At 66.3% G+C, this 17,409-nt stretch carries 16 protein-coding genes; all 16 read right to left on the bottom strand.

Annotated elements, in window-relative coordinates; genetic code table 11:
* Positions 1–88: 88 nt before the first annotated feature.
* Positions 89–862: an SDR family oxidoreductase gene (locus MHZ91_RS11865; protein ID WP_239213718.1), complete on the bottom strand. Its 774-nt coding sequence runs from the start codon at positions 860–862 to the stop codon at positions 89–91.
* Entirely contained in the window at positions 859–2,400 is a 1,542-nt protein-coding gene (locus tag MHZ91_RS11860) for a class I adenylate-forming enzyme family protein (protein ID WP_239213716.1), read from the bottom strand. The genes MHZ91_RS11865 and MHZ91_RS11860 overlap by 4 nt, the downstream gene beginning before the upstream one ends.
* 26 nt (positions 2,401–2,426) lie before the next feature.
* Positions 2,427–3,314, bottom strand: a complete 888-nt coding sequence (locus tag MHZ91_RS11855; RefSeq protein WP_175136448.1) for an ABC transporter permease — start codon at positions 3,312–3,314, stop codon at positions 2,427–2,429.
* Between the two features lies 1 nt (position 3,315).
* Entirely contained in the window at positions 3,316–4,287 is a 972-nt protein-coding gene (locus MHZ91_RS11850) for an ABC transporter permease (RefSeq protein ID WP_175121449.1), read from the bottom strand.
* 7 nt (positions 4,288–4,294) lie between these two features.
* Positions 4,295–5,941 (bottom strand): ABC transporter substrate-binding protein, encoded by a 1,647-nt coding sequence (locus MHZ91_RS11845; protein ID WP_239213714.1) that lies wholly within the window; start codon positions 5,939–5,941, stop codon positions 4,295–4,297.
* A 29-nt stretch (positions 5,942–5,970) separates the two neighbouring features.
* A complete protein-coding gene (locus MHZ91_RS11840; protein ID WP_175185234.1) occupies positions 5,971–6,393 on the bottom strand; it encodes a PaaI family thioesterase in 423 nt (140 codons plus the stop codon).
* Positions 6,390–7,403 carry a zinc-binding dehydrogenase gene (locus tag MHZ91_RS11835; RefSeq protein WP_239213712.1) on the bottom strand — a complete coding sequence of 338 codons (1,014 nt, stop codon included), beginning with the start codon at positions 7,401–7,403 and terminating at the stop codon, positions 6,390–6,392. Before MHZ91_RS11835 ends, MHZ91_RS11840 begins: the two co-directional genes overlap by 4 nt.
* Positions 7,404–7,438: 35 nt before the next feature.
* The gene (locus tag MHZ91_RS11830; RefSeq protein ID WP_239213710.1) at positions 7,439–8,548 is read right to left on the bottom strand and encodes a M14 family metallopeptidase; all 1,110 of its coding nucleotides are present in this window, start codon (positions 8,546–8,548) and stop codon (positions 7,439–7,441) included.
* 1 nt (position 8,549) lies between these two features.
* On the bottom strand, positions 8,550–9,419 hold the full coding sequence (locus tag MHZ91_RS11825; protein ID WP_175136452.1) for a VOC family protein: 870 nt from the start codon (positions 9,417–9,419) through the stop codon (positions 8,550–8,552).
* A 292-nt stretch (positions 9,420–9,711) separates the two neighbouring features.
* Entirely contained in the window at positions 9,712–10,452 is a 741-nt protein-coding gene (locus MHZ91_RS11820) for an amino acid ABC transporter ATP-binding protein (protein ID WP_056318048.1), read from the bottom strand.
* A gap of 18 nt (positions 10,453–10,470) precedes the next feature.
* Entirely contained in the window at positions 10,471–11,571 is a 1,101-nt protein-coding gene (locus tag MHZ91_RS11815; protein ID WP_239213708.1) for an amino acid ABC transporter permease, read from the bottom strand.
* A 1-nt stretch (position 11,572) separates the two neighbouring features.
* Positions 11,573–12,736 (bottom strand): amino acid ABC transporter permease, encoded by a 1,164-nt coding sequence (locus MHZ91_RS11810; protein WP_239213776.1) that lies wholly within the window; start codon positions 12,734–12,736, stop codon positions 11,573–11,575.
* A gap of 30 nt (positions 12,737–12,766) precedes the next feature.
* On the bottom strand, positions 12,767–13,975 hold the full coding sequence (locus MHZ91_RS11805) for an aminotransferase class I/II-fold pyridoxal phosphate-dependent enzyme (RefSeq protein ID WP_175121456.1): 1,209 nt from the start codon (positions 13,973–13,975) through the stop codon (positions 12,767–12,769).
* Between the two features lie 96 nt (positions 13,976–14,071).
* A complete protein-coding gene (locus tag MHZ91_RS11800; RefSeq protein WP_175121457.1) occupies positions 14,072–15,088 on the bottom strand; it encodes an amino acid ABC transporter substrate-binding protein in 1,017 nt (338 codons plus the stop codon).
* 389 nt (positions 15,089–15,477) lie between these two features.
* The gene (locus MHZ91_RS11795; RefSeq protein WP_175121458.1) at positions 15,478–16,203 is read right to left on the bottom strand and encodes a FadR/GntR family transcriptional regulator; all 726 of its coding nucleotides are present in this window, start codon (positions 16,201–16,203) and stop codon (positions 15,478–15,480) included.
* Positions 16,204–16,466: 263 nt separating this feature from the next.
* Entirely contained in the window at positions 16,467–17,381 is a 915-nt protein-coding gene (gene kdgD, locus MHZ91_RS11790; RefSeq protein ID WP_175136455.1) for a 5-dehydro-4-deoxyglucarate dehydratase, read from the bottom strand.
* Positions 17,382–17,409: the final 28 nt, after the last annotated feature.

Raw genomic sequence — 17,409 nt, 5'->3', positions numbered from 1 at the left:
CGTGAAAAATACCGATATCACATATGTATATGGGTATGCCGGCGTCGCCGGCGGCTCGGCTGCCTTGCCGCGCCAGCATCGCGCCTGTCTACAGCCGCTGTCCTCCCGTCGCGTCGATGCGCTGTCCCGTGACCCAGCGGCCCTCGTTGGACGCCAGGAATGCGACGATGTCCGCGATGTCTTCGGGCTGGCCCACGCGGCCCAGCGCGATGCTCTGTGCGATGACGCGGCTCAGTTCCGGGTCGCGGGCGCGCTGGTTCAGATCAGTGGCGGTGGCGCCGGGCAAGACCGCATTCACGGTAATGCCGCGCGCGCCCAGTTCGCTGGCCAGCAGCAGCGTCAGCGATTCCAGGCCCGCCTTGGCTGGCGCGTAGACGCTCATTTCGGGATACGCGGCGCGCGTGCCCATCGAAGAGATGTTGATGATGCGGCCGCCATCGCGCAGGAACGGCTGGCAATGCTGGATCAGAAAGAACGGCGTCTTCAGGTTCACCTGCAGCACGCGGTCGAAGTCCGCCGGCGTCACCTCGGGCAGGCGGGCGCGCAGGCCTACGCCCGCGTTGTTGACCAGGATGTCCAGGCCCTCGTCGCCGGTGCGTTCGCGCAAACTGGCGCGTGCTTCCTGCGCCAACCGCTCGGCCGCCTCGGGGTCCGCCAGGTCGGCCTGCAACGTCCAGGCCTGGCCGCCGGCCGCCCGGATCTGGCCGACGACTTCATCGGCGGCGTCGGCCTGCGCGTTGTAGTGCACGGCGACGAGCGCGCCGCGGCGGCCCAGCGCCAGCGCGATCGCGCGGCCAATGCCCCGGCTGGCGCCGGTGACGAGGGCGGTCTTACCCGCCAGGGAATCTGGTGTGGCGCTCATGCGGCCTCCTTTTCGGGTTGTGTCCAGGCTTGCCGGGCTTCCAATGCCCGCGCCTGCAGCAGCAAGGCATTGCGATCGACCTTGTTGGTGCCCGCCCACGGCAGGTCGTCCAGGAAGCGGATGCGGCGCGGGTGCTGGTAAGCCGGACCGTTATCGAGAGCGTGCTGCTTGAGCGTGTCGGCGTCCAGCGTGCTGCCGGCACGCCGTACGACGAACGCGACCGGGATGTGGCCGCGCTCTTCGTCCGCTAATGGCACCACGCAGCTCTGTCGCACGTCGGGGTGCGATTCCAGCAGCTTCTCGACTTCAACGGGATAGATGTTCTCGCCCGCGCAGACGAACATGTCGTCCGCGCGGCCTACAAAGTAGTGGAATCCGTCGGGGTCGCGGCGCATCACGTCGCCGCTGTAGTACCAGCCGTCGTTCAGCACCTGCGCGCTCTTCTCCGGCAGGTTGTGATAGCCGCCCAGCACGGCGGGATTCTTCATTTCCAGCACGCCTTCGTCCGGGGTGGCGCCGCCCGTCAGCCGGACCTGCGCGGCGTCCAGCGGATAGCCGACCGACAGCGGCGGCGTGGGCAGGCCATCAGGATGCGGTCCGAACACGGCGGGACCGGCCTCGGTCGTGCCATAGCCGTGGGTGATGCGCACGTGCGGCAGCGCGCGCTGGATGCGGTCGAACAGAGCCGTCGTCATCGGCGCAGAGCCCAGCATCACGCGCTCCAGCGCCGACAGGTCGCGGTCCTGCAGCAAGGCCGGATCCTTGACCAGCCGCGCGAACATCGTGGGCACGGCGGTCAGGATGGTGATGCGATAGCGCGCCAGCGCATCGGCGTAGGCGGCCACGTCGAACCCGGGCTGGATCACCAGCAGGCTGTTGCTGGCAAACGCGCGCTTGGACATGAAGAGACCATTCATGTGAAAGAGCGGCTGCGCCAGCAGGTAGCGCGCTTGCGGCGCGTCCGGATTCGCGGGGCCGGACGTGGCGGTCAGCGCCCACAGTTGACCGGCATGTGTCAGCGGCACGCCCTTGGGTTTGCCGGTGGACCCTGACGTGTACAGCATCTGCGCGATGTCTTCGGGCGCGGGCGTGACGCTCGTGAATGTGGTGGGGACGATCTGCCCCGCAAACCCCTGCGGGCCCGCGTCATCGAAATCCAGCACCGGCACGGTTGCCTCGAAGCCGGCGCGGCGGGGGCCATCCACGAACGCGAGCGCAATGTCCGCATCGCGCAGCACGTAGTCGATATTCTCTTGCGACTGCTTGATGTTGATGGGCACGGCCACGTAACCGGCGCGCATGATGCCGAAGTACGCCAGCAAGTATTCGGCGCGGTTCAGCGCGGCGATGGCGATGCGCGCGCCGGGCGGCAGGCCGCGCGCGGTCAGCCACGCGGCCACGCCGCCGGCCAGGAGGTCGGCCTCGCCATGTGTCAGTTGCCACGGCGCGTCAGGCAGGCGCAGGTCGATGAGCGCGGGCAGCTCGGCCGGCAGGCGCGGATCGGCAAGATCGCCAAGGTTTCGGGGGGAATGCGTCATAAGAAGGACTTCCAGAAGTTGGCGGCTCAGCGCTTTTGCAGCTTGGGATTGAGCGCGTCGTTCAGGCCGTCGCCGACCAGGTTCAGCGACAGCACGGTAAGCATGATGGCCACGCCGGGCACGGCGCAGATGTACCAGGAGGATCGGATCAGGCTGCGGCCTTCGCCCACCAGCCGACCCCAGCTTGCGATGTTGGGATCGCCCAGGCCCAGAAAGGACACCACCGACTCGTAGAGGATGGCGCCGGCCACGACCAGCGACGACATCACGATGACCGGCGGCAGCGCATTGGGCAGGACTTCGGCGGCGGCGATGCGCCACGGGCTCATGCCGACCGCGCGGCAGGCCTGCACGAACTCGCGCTCCTTGAAGGACAGGAACTCGGCGCGGGTCAGGCGGGCGATCGGGGGCCAGGACACCAGGCCTACCGCCAGCGTAATGTTCTCGATGCGTGGTCCCAGCACCGACACGACCGTCAGCACGAACACTACGTTGGGGATGATCTGGAACAGTTCCGTCAGGCGCATCAGCCCCTCGTCGATCCAGCCGCCCGCCCACGCGGCGGCCGCGCCGACGGTGACGCCGATCAGCGTGGCGGTGGCGGCGGCCACCAGGCCGATCAGCAGCGTGGCGCGCGCGCCGTGAGCGATGAGTGCGGCGATGTCGCGGCCCATGGAGTCCGTGCCCAGCGGATAACGCCAGGACTCGAACGGCCAGATCTCGGGCGCGCCTACGATGCGCAGCGGATTGACGGGGTAAAGCCAGTCGGCACTGGCCGCCACCAGCGCGACCAGCAGCAGGACCAGCGCGCCCGCGACGGCGCCGCGGTTGCGGGCAAAGCGCACGGCGAACGCGTCCGGGCGGCGGGCGGCCGGCGCGGCGGCAGGGACAGTTGCAGCGGAAGTAGCGGACATGTCAGGCGGCCTTGATGCGCGGGTCCAGCCGCGTATAGGCAAGATCCACAAAGATGTTGGCGATGATGACCACGACCGAACTGAGCACCAGGATGCCCAGCACGACGGGATAGTTGCGGCTCATGACGCTGTCGAACAGCACGGCGCCGATGCCGGGCCAGCTGAACACCGACTCGATCACGATGCTGCCGCCCAGCACGGCGCCCAGTTGCAGGCCCAGCAGGGTGACGATGGGAAGGACGGCGTTGCGCAACACGTGGCGCAGCACCACGGCGACGCGCGTCAGACCCTTGGCGTAGGCGGTACGCACGTAATCCATGCGGCTGACTTCCAGCATCGAGGCGCGCATCACACGCGCGTAGGCTGCCGAATAGAACAAGCCCAGTGCCACCGCCGGCAACGCCAGATGATGCAGGATGTCCAGCGCCTGCCGCCACAGCCCGCCGTCCAGCCCGATGGTGACCATGCCGCCCACCGGAAACCAGCCCAGCTTCACCGAGAACATGATGATGAGCATGATGCCCAGCCAGAAGCTCGGCGCGGCAAAGCACAGCACGGCGAAGGCGGACACGGCGCTGTCCCACCACGTGTTGACCTTGACGGCCGACACGATGCCGGCCGCCACGCCCACCAGCACGGCGATGGCAATGCTGGCCAGCATCAGCACCAGCGTGGCGGGCAGGTGCGCCAGGATGACGTCCAGCACCGGCAGGTTATGCCGGTAGGAATAGCCCAGGTCCAGCTGCGCGACCGACCCGATGTACTTGAGCAACTGCACTGCCGGTGGCTGGTCCAGCCCGTAGGTCACGCGCAGGCGCTCGATCAGCGCCGGGTCGGTGACCTGCTGCTCGGCCGTCATGACGTCCAGGAAGGTCCCCGGCACGGACTGGATCAGGGCAAAGTTCAGGACCACCACGCCCAGCAGCAGCGGGATGGCCTGAAGCAGCCGGCGCGAGATCAGGCGCAGAGCCATGTCGTCCTCAGGCCTGCAGCCAGACGTCGGCCAGCGTCTCGCCCTGGACGTTGGCGCCGGTCGTGACGTTGCGCACGTTCTTGCCGGCCAGGGTGAACGACTGGATTTCCACCAGCGGCACGATCGGCACGTCGGTGGACGCCAGGCGGGCGAACTGCGCGGCCAGCTTGCGGCGGGCCTCCGGATCGGTTTCGACGGCCAGCTTGCCGACGATGCCATCCATTTCGGGGCTGGAGTAGCCCGTGGCATTGCGGAACGCGGCGCCTTTGACGATGCCGTCGGTCGTGAAGAACTGCGTCACGGTGGGCACCAGCTCCAGCGGTGACGTGAAGTTGGACACCGCGATGTCGTAGTCGTATTCGCCATAGATGCGCTTGAGCGCGGTGGCGCGGTCCACGGAATCGAGCTTCACGGCGATGCCCACGTCTTCCAGCGCCTGCTTCAGGTACTGGCCGAGCTTGGCGTTTTCCTCGAACCAGGCCGCGGCCAGCAGGTTGACGGTGAAGCGCTTGCCGTCCTTGACCGGCAAGCCTGCCGCGTCCAGCAGGGCGGCCGCCTTCTTCGGATCGAAGGCATAGCGCGGCACGTCCTCGGTGAAGAACAGCGGATTGCTGCTGAAGATGGGCGCAATCGCAGGCTTGCCGCGGCCGTAGTAGATGGTGTCGACGATGAACTGGCGGTCGATGGCGTGCAGGATGGCCTGGCGGACCTCGCGGCGGTTGACGATGTCGCGCCGCTGGTTGAACTCGACGGTGACCGTCCACGCGGTGTTCTGGTAGCCGCGCGTGTCCACGACGACCTTGCCGGTCTTGACCAGCCGGTCGATGTCGCGCGCGGGCACGGGGTTGGAATAGGCCAGGCCCAGCTCGCCGGTTTCCAGCGCCGCGCCGCGCGAGGCGGGGTCCGCCCACCAGCGGATCACCAGCTTGTCCAGGTTCGGCTGCGTGGCGTTCCAGTACTTGTCGTTGCGCAGGTACTCGACATGGCTGCCGCGCACCCACTTGCCGTACTTCCACGGCCCGGTGCCCACCGGCGTGTTGTTCAGCGGGTTGGTGATGAGGTCCTTGCCGTCGTACAGGTGCTTGGGCACCAGCAGCTGATACTGGCCAGACAGGGTGGACTTCAGGAAGAACTCGGGCACCGGGGCGTTGAAGGTCAGCACGACCGTGTGCGGATCCGGCGCCGAGGCTTCTGTCAGGGACTTGAGCGCGATGCCGGCGGAAATGGGCTTCCAGTGCTGCAGCACGTTGTAGACCACGTCGGCCGACGTGAAAGGCGCACCGTCGTGCCAGGTGACGTTTTCGCGCAGCTTGATCGTGTAGCTGCGAAAGTCCGCGGACGGCGTGACCGACAGGGCCAATGCGGGCTGGAACTTCAGGTCGGCGTCCAGCTTGAGCAGGCGTTCCAGGATCTTGGTGGACGTCTGAAACGGGCTGGAACCGCCGCCGCCCGGTACGAACAGGGCTTGTGGCTCCAGGCCGCCCCACGTGGCGACGAGCGTGCCGCCGCGGCGGGCGGGGCCGGCGTCGGACCCGGGGCGGTCCGTGGCAGCGAGCAGCGTGCGCGGCGCGACGCCCAGGCCGGCCGCAGCCAGACCGCCGGCGGCGGAGCGGGTCAGAAAGGCGCGCCGTCCGGCGCGGGTTGCTTGTGTCATGACGGAAGTCCTTGTCTTGAGCGCGCGGCTCAGCCCTGGCTGAGCGTGGCGTAGGTGGCGCGGCCGATGGCCACCAGCGCGCCCTGATCGTTGTAGAGGTCGACGTCGGCCACACCCACGCTGCGGCCGTTGCGGCGCACGCGTGCCACCGCGGTCAGCGAGGTATTGATGGCAGGGCGCAGATAGTCGACGCGAAAGTTGATGGTGGGCAGGCCGCGTCCAAGCAGCATGCCGACGGCAAAGTCGCCGACCGTGTCGATCACGGCGGCCAGCGGGCCGCCATGCCATTGGCCGCTCTGCGCGCCGCGTTCGAACTCTGGACGGAAGGGGGCGACCACGGTCAGTTCACCCTGTTCGTGGTTGACATTGCGTACCGACAGGTCCAGCCACGCAATGAAGGGCGATCCGTCGAACTTGGCCTGGATATCCACGGCGTTCAGCTGCGCGCTCATGACGCCACCAGCACTTTGCCAAAGATCTTGCGATCTTCCAGCGAGGCCAGTGCCTCGGCGCCTTGTTCCAGCGGCCACACGCGGTCCACTTCGACGCGCAGACGGCCATCGCGCACCAGCGCCAGCAGCTCGTGCAGGTCCTCGCGGTCCCACCCGTTGGAGCCGCGGATCTGCAGCTCGAACGTCCAGATGTAGCGCAGGTCTTCCTTGGGATCGAAGCCCGCCGTCGCGCCGCAGGTCAGGAGGCGTCCGCCCAGGCGCAGGCAGCGCAGGGACTTCACCCACGTGTCGCCGCCCGTGAAGTTCACCACCACGTCCACGCCGCCCGGCTTGCCGCCGCGCCGGCGCGAGGGCTTGCCGAAGCGTTCCTGCACGGCCTTCAGGAAGTCTTCCTCGGTGTACAGGATGATGTGGTCGGCGCCCAGCGCGCGCAGCGCCTCGCCTTTCTCCGGCGTGCCGGCGCAGGCGATGACTTCGGCGCCCGCCAGCTTGGCGAGCTGCACCGCGCACACGCCCACGCCGCCGCTGGCGCCCAGGATCAGCACCTTTTCGCCGGCCTGCACCTGGCCGATACGGTTCATCATGCGCAGCGCGGTGCCATAGGCCACCGGCAGCGCGGCGGCCTGCTCGAAGCTGACTTCGTCGGGCAGGCGCAGGAGCTGGTGCGCGGGCACGCGGCACAGTTCGGCCAGTCCGCCGTGGATGGTCTCGCCGACCAGCCCGCCGTCCACGCGGTCGATCGGGTCGACCAGCACGCGGTCGCCGGCCTTCCAGTCGTGCACGTTCTCGCCGGTCTTCACGATCTCGCCGGCCACGTCCAGGCCAATGATGACGGGGAAGGGCAGCTTGATGCCGGGCATGCCGCGGCGGGTGAAGACGTCGTGGTAGTTCAGGGACGAAGCCTTGACGCGGATCACCACGTCATCGGGGCCGGCCACGGGATCGGGGAAGTTGGTTTCCAGGCGCAGCTTTTCGTTGCCGCCGTGCTCACGCAAAACAATCGCTTTCATGAATGCCAGATAGAAGGGGAATTAGAAAAAGGAAGTCACCAGCCCGCGACGCCGTCGATGGCCTGGCGGGTGATGTGCAGGCCGTGCGCGACGACGCTGCGCCGCCACACGCTTGATACCGGTACAAACGCGTCCACCAGGTCCGCGCGCAGTTGCGCATCGCGGGCGGCATCGGGCGTCTGCGGCGCCTTGAAGCGCAGCCATTGGTCCAGCCGCAGCGCGGGCCGCATCTGCAGACCGCGCGTGCCGAATTCGACGACCGCGCCGGCCAACGGACGATCGCCCAGGGCCTGCTGCACGCCGCGGAACACCAGGCCCTGATAGTCGGGGCGTGCCAGGCCGTGCGGGCGCTGGTCGCGCACGCGTTCAGCACCCCACCAGCGAGCGGCCTGCGTTTGCTCGGCGCTGTCTTCGTCGTTGAAGCACAGGAAGAAGGGCTCGCCGTATTCGCCGATGCCGGTGTGCCAGTCGATGAACGCGACACGCTCGCTGGCCGCCAGGTGCTCGTCCACAATGCGCCGCAGCGTGCGGTTGGACCATTCCGGCCCCTGGCCGCCGTAGACGAGGCCGTCCGGATGCGTGTACTGGCCGCTGGCCGTCACGTTGAACAGGGTATCCGCGCCATGTGTGGCCTTGAACGTGTCCAGCGCCTGCGCGGCGGCCTCGTGCGTCGCCTCGGTCCATTGCGCCGGAATCAGGTGGGGATGAAGCGTCGCGTAATGCGGATTGGCGGGATAGGGCCGCGTGTGGTCGACGAAGTTGCGATTCAGGTCGACGTTGTTTTCGGTGGTGCGGGTGTCGTGGGCGTAGCCGTACGGGTTCAGCGCGTGCACCAGGACGACGTTCACGTTGTCGGGCAGGGGCTCCGCGCCGTCGGCGGCCAGCCATGCGCGCTGCACCGCGGACCCGGCCGCGCCTTCCAGCCCGTGGGTGCCGCTGATCGCTAGGTGCGTGCGCGGCGCATCGCGGCGGCCCAGGATCGCGACGTCCACGCTCAACGCGTCGCCCTGCGGGTCCTTGAGCGTGGGGTGTTCATAGCGGAACAGCGCGGCCCCGCGCGCGGCCGCGTCGTCGACGAAAGCCTGCCGCGCGGACGAATAGTCGTTGGCAAAGCAGTCCCAGTAATCGGGCAGGGGCTGGCTCATGTCACGCCTCCTGCACGAAGACCTGCAACGCGCCGCCGGCGTCGTCCGGCGCCACGACCAGTTCGCCGCGTGCGTTGGCGCGGTACGTCACCTGGTTGGCGTCAAACAGCGCGCGTGTCTTGTCCAGATCCCGAACGCCGATCACGGAGCCCGCGAACCATCCGCCCTGCGACGCGGCGGGCAGGCCGGTGGGCACGCGAACCTGCGGATAGCGCTGCTCGAACGCGGCCGGTGCAAGAAAGTCGATGCGCAGGCTTCCGCGCCGCACCTGCAGACCGCCGTCGGGCAGGTCACTGGTCGCGATGGCGCCGAAGACGCGCTCGTAGCCTGCGCGCAGCGAACGGGGCTCGGGATGCACGACGATCAAGGACTCGATGCGGCGCGCGCCGTTGGCGTGGTCCTGCCATTCGGGGCGGTAAACCAGATGGCGCGTCAGATGGCCGCAGGTGAAGAAGTCGGGCACGCCAAGCAGGCCAGCGGGAAACTGAGTGTTGTTCCAGGCCGCGTCTTCGCTGCCCTCAGGCAGATGCACCGGGCGGCCGCCGCTGATGGGCGGTTCGGCGTCGATGCCCAACTTCGCCAGTTCCGCGTGCACGGCCGTGCTGTCTGTGGTCTGCAAGGCTGTGGCCACCGGGCCTTCGTACGCATCGTCAAATCCGCCGAAGCGCGACTGCGCCTTGAGTTCCTCGGGGAACGTCAGCAGTTCAAGATAGTTCGCATCCAGAATGATCGTCTGGTTGCGCGTGCCGCGATGGTGCCGGCCCTGCGGGGCCAGGCTGAAACCCAGCTTGACGTAGCGGTCGGTCGCCGCCTGCAGGTCGTTGACCCGGATGATGTAGTGGTCCAGGCCCGTGACTGAAGGAAGGGACATCGGTATTCCTGTATGCGCTTAGAGAAAGACGCAGTCTGGCCGATGCGCCGTCGCGCTAGAACGATTGAATTCTCATGTCGATATCTGATTTCTGATTCGGCGCCCCTGGGCCGCAGCGGGGCTGCAGCGGCATATTCAAATCACTAATACGCATTCCGGGGGGATGCGGGGCGGCAGCGCCGCGTTCTGGTTCTTTCGGCCGCTTGTTGCGGAGACGCCAAGCAATCCCCAAAAGAAAAAGCCGCCTTGCAGGAAGGCGGCTTGAAGCACTGCTTGGCGGTTTTTCAGCGCGTCAATGCAGGATCTGGCTCAGGAACAGCTTTGTCCGTTCGCTCTGCGGATGATCAAAGAAATCGTCCGGATTGTTTTCCTCGATGATCTCGCCGCGGTCCATGAAGATCACGCGGTTCGCCACCTTGCGCGCGAAGCCCATTTCGTGGGTCACGCAGATCATCGTCATGCCGCTTTCCTGCGCCAGCGTCACCATCACGTCCAGCACTTCCTTGACCATTTCCGGGTCCAGCGCCGACGTGGGCTCGTCGAACAGCATGACCTTCGGGTTCATGCACAGCGACCGCGCGATCGCCACGCGCTGCTGCTGCCCGCCGGACAACTGGCCGGGAAACTTGGCGGCCTGATCGGGAATGCGGACGCGCTCCAGGTACTTCATGGCCGTGGCCTCAGCCTGGGCACGCGACTGCTTCAGCACCCACATCGGGCCCAGCGTCAGGTTTTCCAGCACCGTCAGGTGCGGGAACAGATTGAAGTGCTGGAACACCATGCCGACTTCGCGGCGGATGGTCTCGATGTGCTTCAGGTCGCTGGTCAGCTCGGTGCCGTCGACGATGATCTGGCCCTTCTGGTGTTCCTCCAGCCGGTTGATGCAGCGGATCATCGTGGACTTGCCCGAGCCCGACGGGCCGCACACCACGATGCGCTCGCCCTGGGCGACGTTCAGATTGATGTTGCGCAGCACGTGGAACTGGCCGTACCACTTGTTCACGTCCTGCAGACGAATGATGGCATCGGACATGCCTGTTCTCCTTCGGGTTTACCGGGCGTGCCCGGTGGCCAGGCGCTGCTCGAGCGCGCGGCTGTATTTGGACATGGAATAGCAGAAGACGAAATAGATCAGCGAGATGAAGAGATAGGCCTCCACCCCGAAACCTCGCCATGCCGCGTCGGACAGAGCCGCCTTGGCCGCCAGCGTCAGATCGAAGATGCCGATGATCACGACCAGCGACGTGTCCTTGAACAGGCTGATGAAGATGCCCACCAGCGGTGGAATCACGATCTTGAGCGCCTGCGGCAGGATGATCTTGCGCATCTGCTGCCAGTAGTTCAGGCCCAGCGAATCCGCGCCTTCATACTGACCCTTCGGAATCGCCTGCAGGCCGCCGCGCACCGTTTCCGCGATATACGCCGCGGCAAACATGATGATCGCGATCTGCGCGCGCAGCAGCTTGTCGATGGTGAAGCCTTCCGGCAGGAAAAGCGGCAGCATGACCGACGACATGAACAGCAGGCTGATGAGCGGCACGCCACGGATCAGCTCGATGTACACGACGCACAGGGCCTTGATGGCCGGCATTTTCGAGCGGCGTCCCAGCGCCAGCAGCACGCCGATCGGAAACGCGAAGGCAATGCCGAAGGTCGCCAGGATCAGCGTCAGCGGCAGGCCGCCCCAACGGGCGTTCTCGACGTAGGTCAGGCCAAACACGCCGCCCCACATCAGCACGGACACGGCCGCCAGTCCCAGCGTCCAGATGAGCGCCAGCTTGCCGTTCCAGAAACGGCGCATGCCGCTCGCCACGATCACCGCGATCAGGATGCCGGTGGCGATCAGCGGACGCCATTGCTCGTCGAACGGATAGGTGCCGAACAGGATGAGCCGGTGCTTTTCAACGATGAACGCCCAGCAGGCGCCGCCCGCAGCGCGGCATTCCTGCGCGTTGGTGGCGTCAAAGCTCGCCTTGATGAAGGCCCATTCCACCAGCGCCGGCACGGCCATCAAGAGGCACCATGCCAGCAGCACGGTGATCAGGATGTTGAGCGGCGAGGAGAATAGGCGCGACCGCATCCAGGCCCAGGCGCCGGTTTGCGCGCCGGGCGGAGCGACGTTGGCGCTCAGGGTTTGCGTAGTGCTGCTCATCTCAACGCTCCACCAGCGCGATGCGCTTGTTGTACCAGTTCATGAATATCGAGATCGACAGGCTGACCGTGAGATAGGCGGCCATGATGATGAGGATGCCCTCGATGGCCTGGCCCGTCTGGTTCAGCGTGGTGTTCACCACCGACACGATGTCCGGATAACCGATGGCCACCGCCAGCGAGCTGTTCTTCAGCAGGTTCAGGTATTGGCTGGTCATCGGCGGGATGATGACGCGCAACGCCTGCGGCAGGATCACCAGGCGCAGCACCAGCCGGCGCGGCAGACCCAGCGAACCGGCGGCTTCCCACTGGCCGTTGTTGACGGCCTGGATGCCCGAGCGCACGACTTCGGCGATGAAGGCCGAGGTGTAGACAGTCAAGCCCAGGAAGAGGGCGACGAACTCCGGTGACAGCGTCAGGCCGCCGACGAAGTTAAAGCCCTTGAGTGCCGGCATGTCCAGCGTCAGCGATGCGCCGCTGGCGAGCCAACCGATGACCGGGAAGGCGACCAGCAGGCCGATGGCCGTGCGTCCCAGCTTGAACGGCTGTCCCGTGGCTTCCTGGCGCTTGGTGGCCCAATGACCCACGGCGATGATCGCCAGGATGGCCAGCCCCAGTCCGCATAGCACCCAGTCCAGCGATGCGCCTTCCAGCCCCGGCACCTTGAGGCCGCGGTTGGAGATGAAGACGCCCGGCAGCGGGTTATGCGCCTGGCGCGGGCCCGGCATGTTCTCGGTGATCAGCGCATACCAGAAGAACAACTGCAGCAGCAGCGGCACGTTGCGCATCACCTCGACGTACACCGAGGTGATCTTGTTGACCAGCCAGTTCTTGGACAGGCGGCCAATGCCGATGAAGACGCCCAGGACGGTCGCGGCGAGCAGCGCCAGCAGGCCCACGCGTAGCGTGTTCAGGATGCCGGCGAAGATGGCGCGTCCGTAGGTGTCGGCGGGCGTGTAGGCGATGACGGATTCGCCGATGGCAAAGCCGGCCTCGCGGTTGAGAAAGCCGAAACCCGTCGCGATGTTGCGCAGCGACAGGTTGTGCAGCGTGTTGTGGACCAGGAACCAGACGGCGGCCCCGACGAGCGCCAGGGCCAGCGCCTGGTACACCAGCGCCCGCGTGGCCGGATCGTTCCAGGAAACCCGGCGCGGCGGCCGCTGCACCGGGTGTTGAGCGGTGTGCTGCGCCACAGTTCAGCCCGCCATCAGGGCGCTGACCGCGACGGCCAGACGGTCCATGCCTTGCTCGATGACCTCGGTGGAGGTCGCGAACGAGAAGCGCACGTACGGCGACAGGCCATACGAACCGCCGTCGATCACGGCCACGCCCGCTTCGCGCAGGAAGAACAGGCTTACGTCCAGGTCCGTCTTCAACTCGCCGTCGGGACCCTTCTTGCCGATCAGGCCCTGCACATTGGCGTACACATAGAACGCGCCGTCCGGCATGGCGCACGAGATGCCGGGGATGGCGTTCAGGCGGCTCACGATGAGGTCGCGGCGCTTCTTGAAGATCCCGACCATTTCCGTGACGCTGGACTGGTCGCCTTCCAGGGCTGCCTGCGCCGCCGCTTGCGAGATCGCGCTGGGGCACGAGGTGCTTTGCGACATCACGGTGCTCATGGCCTTGATCAAATCGGCAGGGCCGGCGCCGTAGCCGACGCGCCAGCCGGTCATGGCGTAGGACTTGGACATGCCGTTGACGATCAGCGTGCGCTCAACCAGCCTGGGTTCGACCTGCACGGGCGAGGCGTGGGCCTGGCCGCTGTACGTGAAGGGCGCGTAGATCTCGTCGCTCAGAATCCACACGTGCGGATGGCGCAGCAGCACGTCGGTCAGCGCGCGCAGCTCGGTGGCGCTGTAGACGGCGCCGCTGGGGTTGCTGGGCGAATTCAGGATCAGCCAGCGCGTGCGCGGCGTGATGGCCGCTTCCAGCGTGGCGGCGTCAAGCTTGAAGCCTTGCGACTCGGGGCCGGTGACGACGACAGGCTTGCCTTCGCCCAGCAGTACCATGTCCGGATAGGAAACCCAGTACGGCGCGCAAACGATCACTTCGTCACCCGGCTCCAGGCTGGCGGTCAGCGCGGCGGCGATGATCTGCTTGGCGCCGGCGCCCACGGTGATCTGGTCCATGCCGTAGCGCACGCCCACGGTCTGTTCGAGGCTGTTGGCGATGGCTTTGCGCAGACCCACGGTGCCGTTCGGGCTGGTGTAGCGGATGTCGCCGCCCGCGATGGCTTCCTGGCCGGCGCGCGCGATGTGCGCGGGCGTGGGCATGTCGGGCTCGCCCAGCGTGTAGTCGGCGATCTCGCGGCCCTGGCGGCGGAGTTCGTCCACGACGATCTTGGCGGCCATGCTGGGCGAGGGTTTGATCTGTTTGAGACGGGCGTTGACGATGCTGTTCATGGTGTTGCTGCGTAAAGAGTGATCTGGCGCGGGCGTGCCCGCAGGCCGGGGAAATGAAGCGCGGCCCCGCGCAGGGCGGTGCCGCGGGAGCGATGCTTAGCGCACCGGCCAGCCGTACATCAGGCCGCCTTGCGTCCACAGCTTGTTCAGGCCGCGGTCCAGCTTCAGCGGGCTGTCCTTGCCCATGGCGCGGTCATAGCTTTCGCCGTAATTGCCGACTTGCTTGATGATGTTGTAGGCCCACTTGTCGTCCAGGCCCAGGTTCTTGCCCATGCCCGGCGTCACGCCCAGGATGCGCTGGACGTTCGGGTTGGTGCTCTTCAACATTTCATCGACGTTCTTGGACGTGATGCCGTATTCCTCGGCTTCCAGCATCGCGTTCAGCGACCAGCGCACGACGTTGAACCACTGCTCGTCGCCTTGGCGGACCATGGGGCCGAGCGGTTCCTTGGACAGGTTCTCGGTCAGGATTTCCCAGTCGTCGGGCTTGGCCAGGCGCGTGCGCATGTTGGCGGCGGTGTTGGACTTGTCGTTGGTGTAGGCGTCGCAGCGGCCCGATTCCAGCAGACGGAAGTTTTCGTCGTAGTTCTCGACCAGCACGGGCTTGAACGTCAGACCGCGGCTACGGAAGTAGTCGGCCAGGTTCAGTTCGGTGGTGGTGCCGGGCTGTACGCAGATGGTGGCGCCGTCCAGTTCCTTCACGCTCTTGACGTTCATCGCCTTCTTCACGATCAGGCCCTGGGCGTCATAGAAGTTCACACCCACGCCGATCAGGCCCAGCGTGGTGTCGCGGGTCAGGGTCTGCGTGGTGTTGCGCGACAGCATGTCGATCTCGCCGGATTGCAGCGCCGTGAACTTCGCCTGCGCGGTCAGGACGTTGCCCTTGACCTTGGAGGCATCGCCAAACATGGCGGCCGCGACGGCGCGGCACATGTCCACGTCCAGGCCGGTCCATTCGCCCTTGCTGTCGAGCACCGAGAAACCGGGAATGCCGGCAAAGCCGCACTGCAGGAAGCCCTTTTTCTTGACGGCGTCAAACGTCACGCCGGCTTGCGCGCCAGACGCGACGCACAGCAGGGTTGCCGCAACGGCGGAGCTCAGAAACTTGCGCATGGAGATTTCTCCTGGGGATCGAAAGTGATTGAAAAGCGGAGGGGTCGAAAACGGCCAAGCGTGCGGGGTCCGCCCCGGCAAGCCGGGGAGGGTGCATCGCGCATTCGGACGGGGTACGGGAATGGGGGAAAAAGCGCCGGCTCGGGGCCGGTCAGGCGGTGCGCCGGTGAATGCGCGTGGCGTAGGGGTGGTACGTACTGCGGAGGGTAAGAATGGGGCTCATCGGCGGCACAGGTACGGCAGGTCTTACGGATCGCGGAAAACGCTGGCAGTACTGAAGCCGCGCCGTATTACGTTATGCAATAAGACGTATGATGGCAGCCGTCATACAAGTAAACAAGTAAGGGGATTCCCGTAATCGGCATTACGGGAGGGCACGCGAGCGTGGCTTAAATCGCGGGGGGATGGGACAGCAGCTTGCGGTACCGCGCGATGCTGTCGCCCAGGTGGCGGGCCATGGCGGCGCGCGCGGCGCCGGGGTCGCGGCGCATGATGGCCGTCAGGATCGCTTCGTGCTCGCGCACATTGCGCGTCTCGTACATTTCAAGTTCTTCGGGCGTCTTGCCGCCGTGCTTGATGTTCAGATCGAGCATGACGTCGCGCACCGCCGCCTTCAGCAGGGCCGGAAAGTGCGGATTGTTCGACGCGCGGGCGATCGACAGGTGGAATTCATAATCGGCCTTGACGGCGGCTTCCATGTCGCGCGTAGCGCGGTTGAAGGCGTCGAAGGCTTCGACGATGCCGCTCAGATCCGCCGCGCTGCGGCGCTCTGCCGCTAGCCCACAGGCTTCCACCTCAAGGCCCGCGCGCAATTCCATGATGTGCAGCGCCCAGCGCGGATCCGTGGCGGGTTCTACGACGAAGTCGATGGGTTTCTCGCGGTCTTCGGTCACGAAAACGCCGATGCCGGGCTTGCTGACCAGGCGGCCGCTCAGGCGCATGGAAGCCACGGCTTCGCGGATGACGGTGCGGCTGACCTCGAATTCGTCGCACAGCGCGTGCTCGGAGGGCAGTTTGTCGCCGGCGCGGTACTGGCGCCCATCAAGGCGCTTGGTCAGTTCCTCGATAACGAAATCGGTCAGGCGCGAGCGGGGTGGCCGGGCGGGAGTTTGCATTGTCTCTCTTATAGGGAAAATCGCTGCGGGCGAGGCTGGCGGCCTGGCGCGCAGCCGCAAGTGTACGCGGTCCTCTGATGCCCCACGGGTGTCCGGCCCGATGGGTTCGGCCGCGCCAATAGCACGCGACCGCAAGGATGCACTGGGGCCATATGACAACATACGGGGCGAAATCCGCCAACTTTTCTTTGCATCAAGAAGCAAAACGCCCTCCAGCGGAGGGCGTTCTGGCGGCTAGTCACGCACGGTCAAGTGCGGACGATTTATTCGGCGCCGGACTTCTTGATCAGCGCGTGCAGCATTTCCATTTCTTCGCCGGTCAGGTCGGTCAGCGGTGCACGCACCGGGCCCGCGTCGTGGCCGACCAGCTTGGCACCGGCCTTGACGATGCTGACGGCGTAGCCGGCCTTGCGGTTGCGGATTTCCAGATACGGCAGGAAAAAATCGTCCAGCAGGCGGTTGGTGGTGTCGCTGTCGCCGGCGGCGATGGCGTTGTAGAACTCCATGGCCATCTTGGGCACGAAGTTGAAGACGGCCGACGAGTAGACCGGCACGCCCAGCGCGCGGTAGGCGGCGGCATAGACTTCAGCGGTGGGCAGGCCGCCCAGGTACGAGAAGCGGTCGCCCATCTTGCGGCGGATGCGGACCATCGATTCGATGTCGCCGATGCCGTCCTTGAAACCGACCAGGTTGGGGCAGCGGTCAGCCAGACGGGCCAGGCTGTCGGCCGACAGACGCGACTGGGCACGGTTGTAGACGATGACGCCGATGTTGACCGACTTGCAGACCTGCTCGACGTGGGCGGCGATGCCGTCCTGCGAAGCTTCGGTCAGGTAGTGGGGCAACAGCAGAACGCCCTTGGCGCCTTGGCGTTCGGCTTCTTGTGCGTAGGCGATGGCGGTGCGGGTGGGGCCGCCGGCGCCGGCCAGGATCGGCACCTTGCCCTTGCAGGTCTGCACGGCGGTGCGGATGACGTCGGAGTATTCATCGGGAGCCAGCGAGAAGAACTCACCGGTGCCGCCCGCGGCGAACAGGGCGGTGGCGCCGTAGGGGGCCAGCCATTCCAGACGAGCCGCATAGCTCTTGGCGTTGAAATCGCCGTTCTGGTCGAAGTCGGTCACGGGGAAGGAGAGCAATCCTTCCGAGACGATGGCTTTGAGTTCCTGGGGAGTCGTCATGGCTGTCTTCCAAATATAAGGAATGGGT

The sequence above is a fragment of the Achromobacter sp. ACRQX genome (assembly GCF_022346505.1).
Classification (GTDB): Bacteria; Pseudomonadota; Gammaproteobacteria; order Burkholderiales; family Burkholderiaceae_B; genus Achromobacter; species Achromobacter animicus.
The sequence above is the reverse complement of the archived record's forward strand: the minus strand, read 5'-3'. Positions and strand labels throughout refer to the sequence as shown.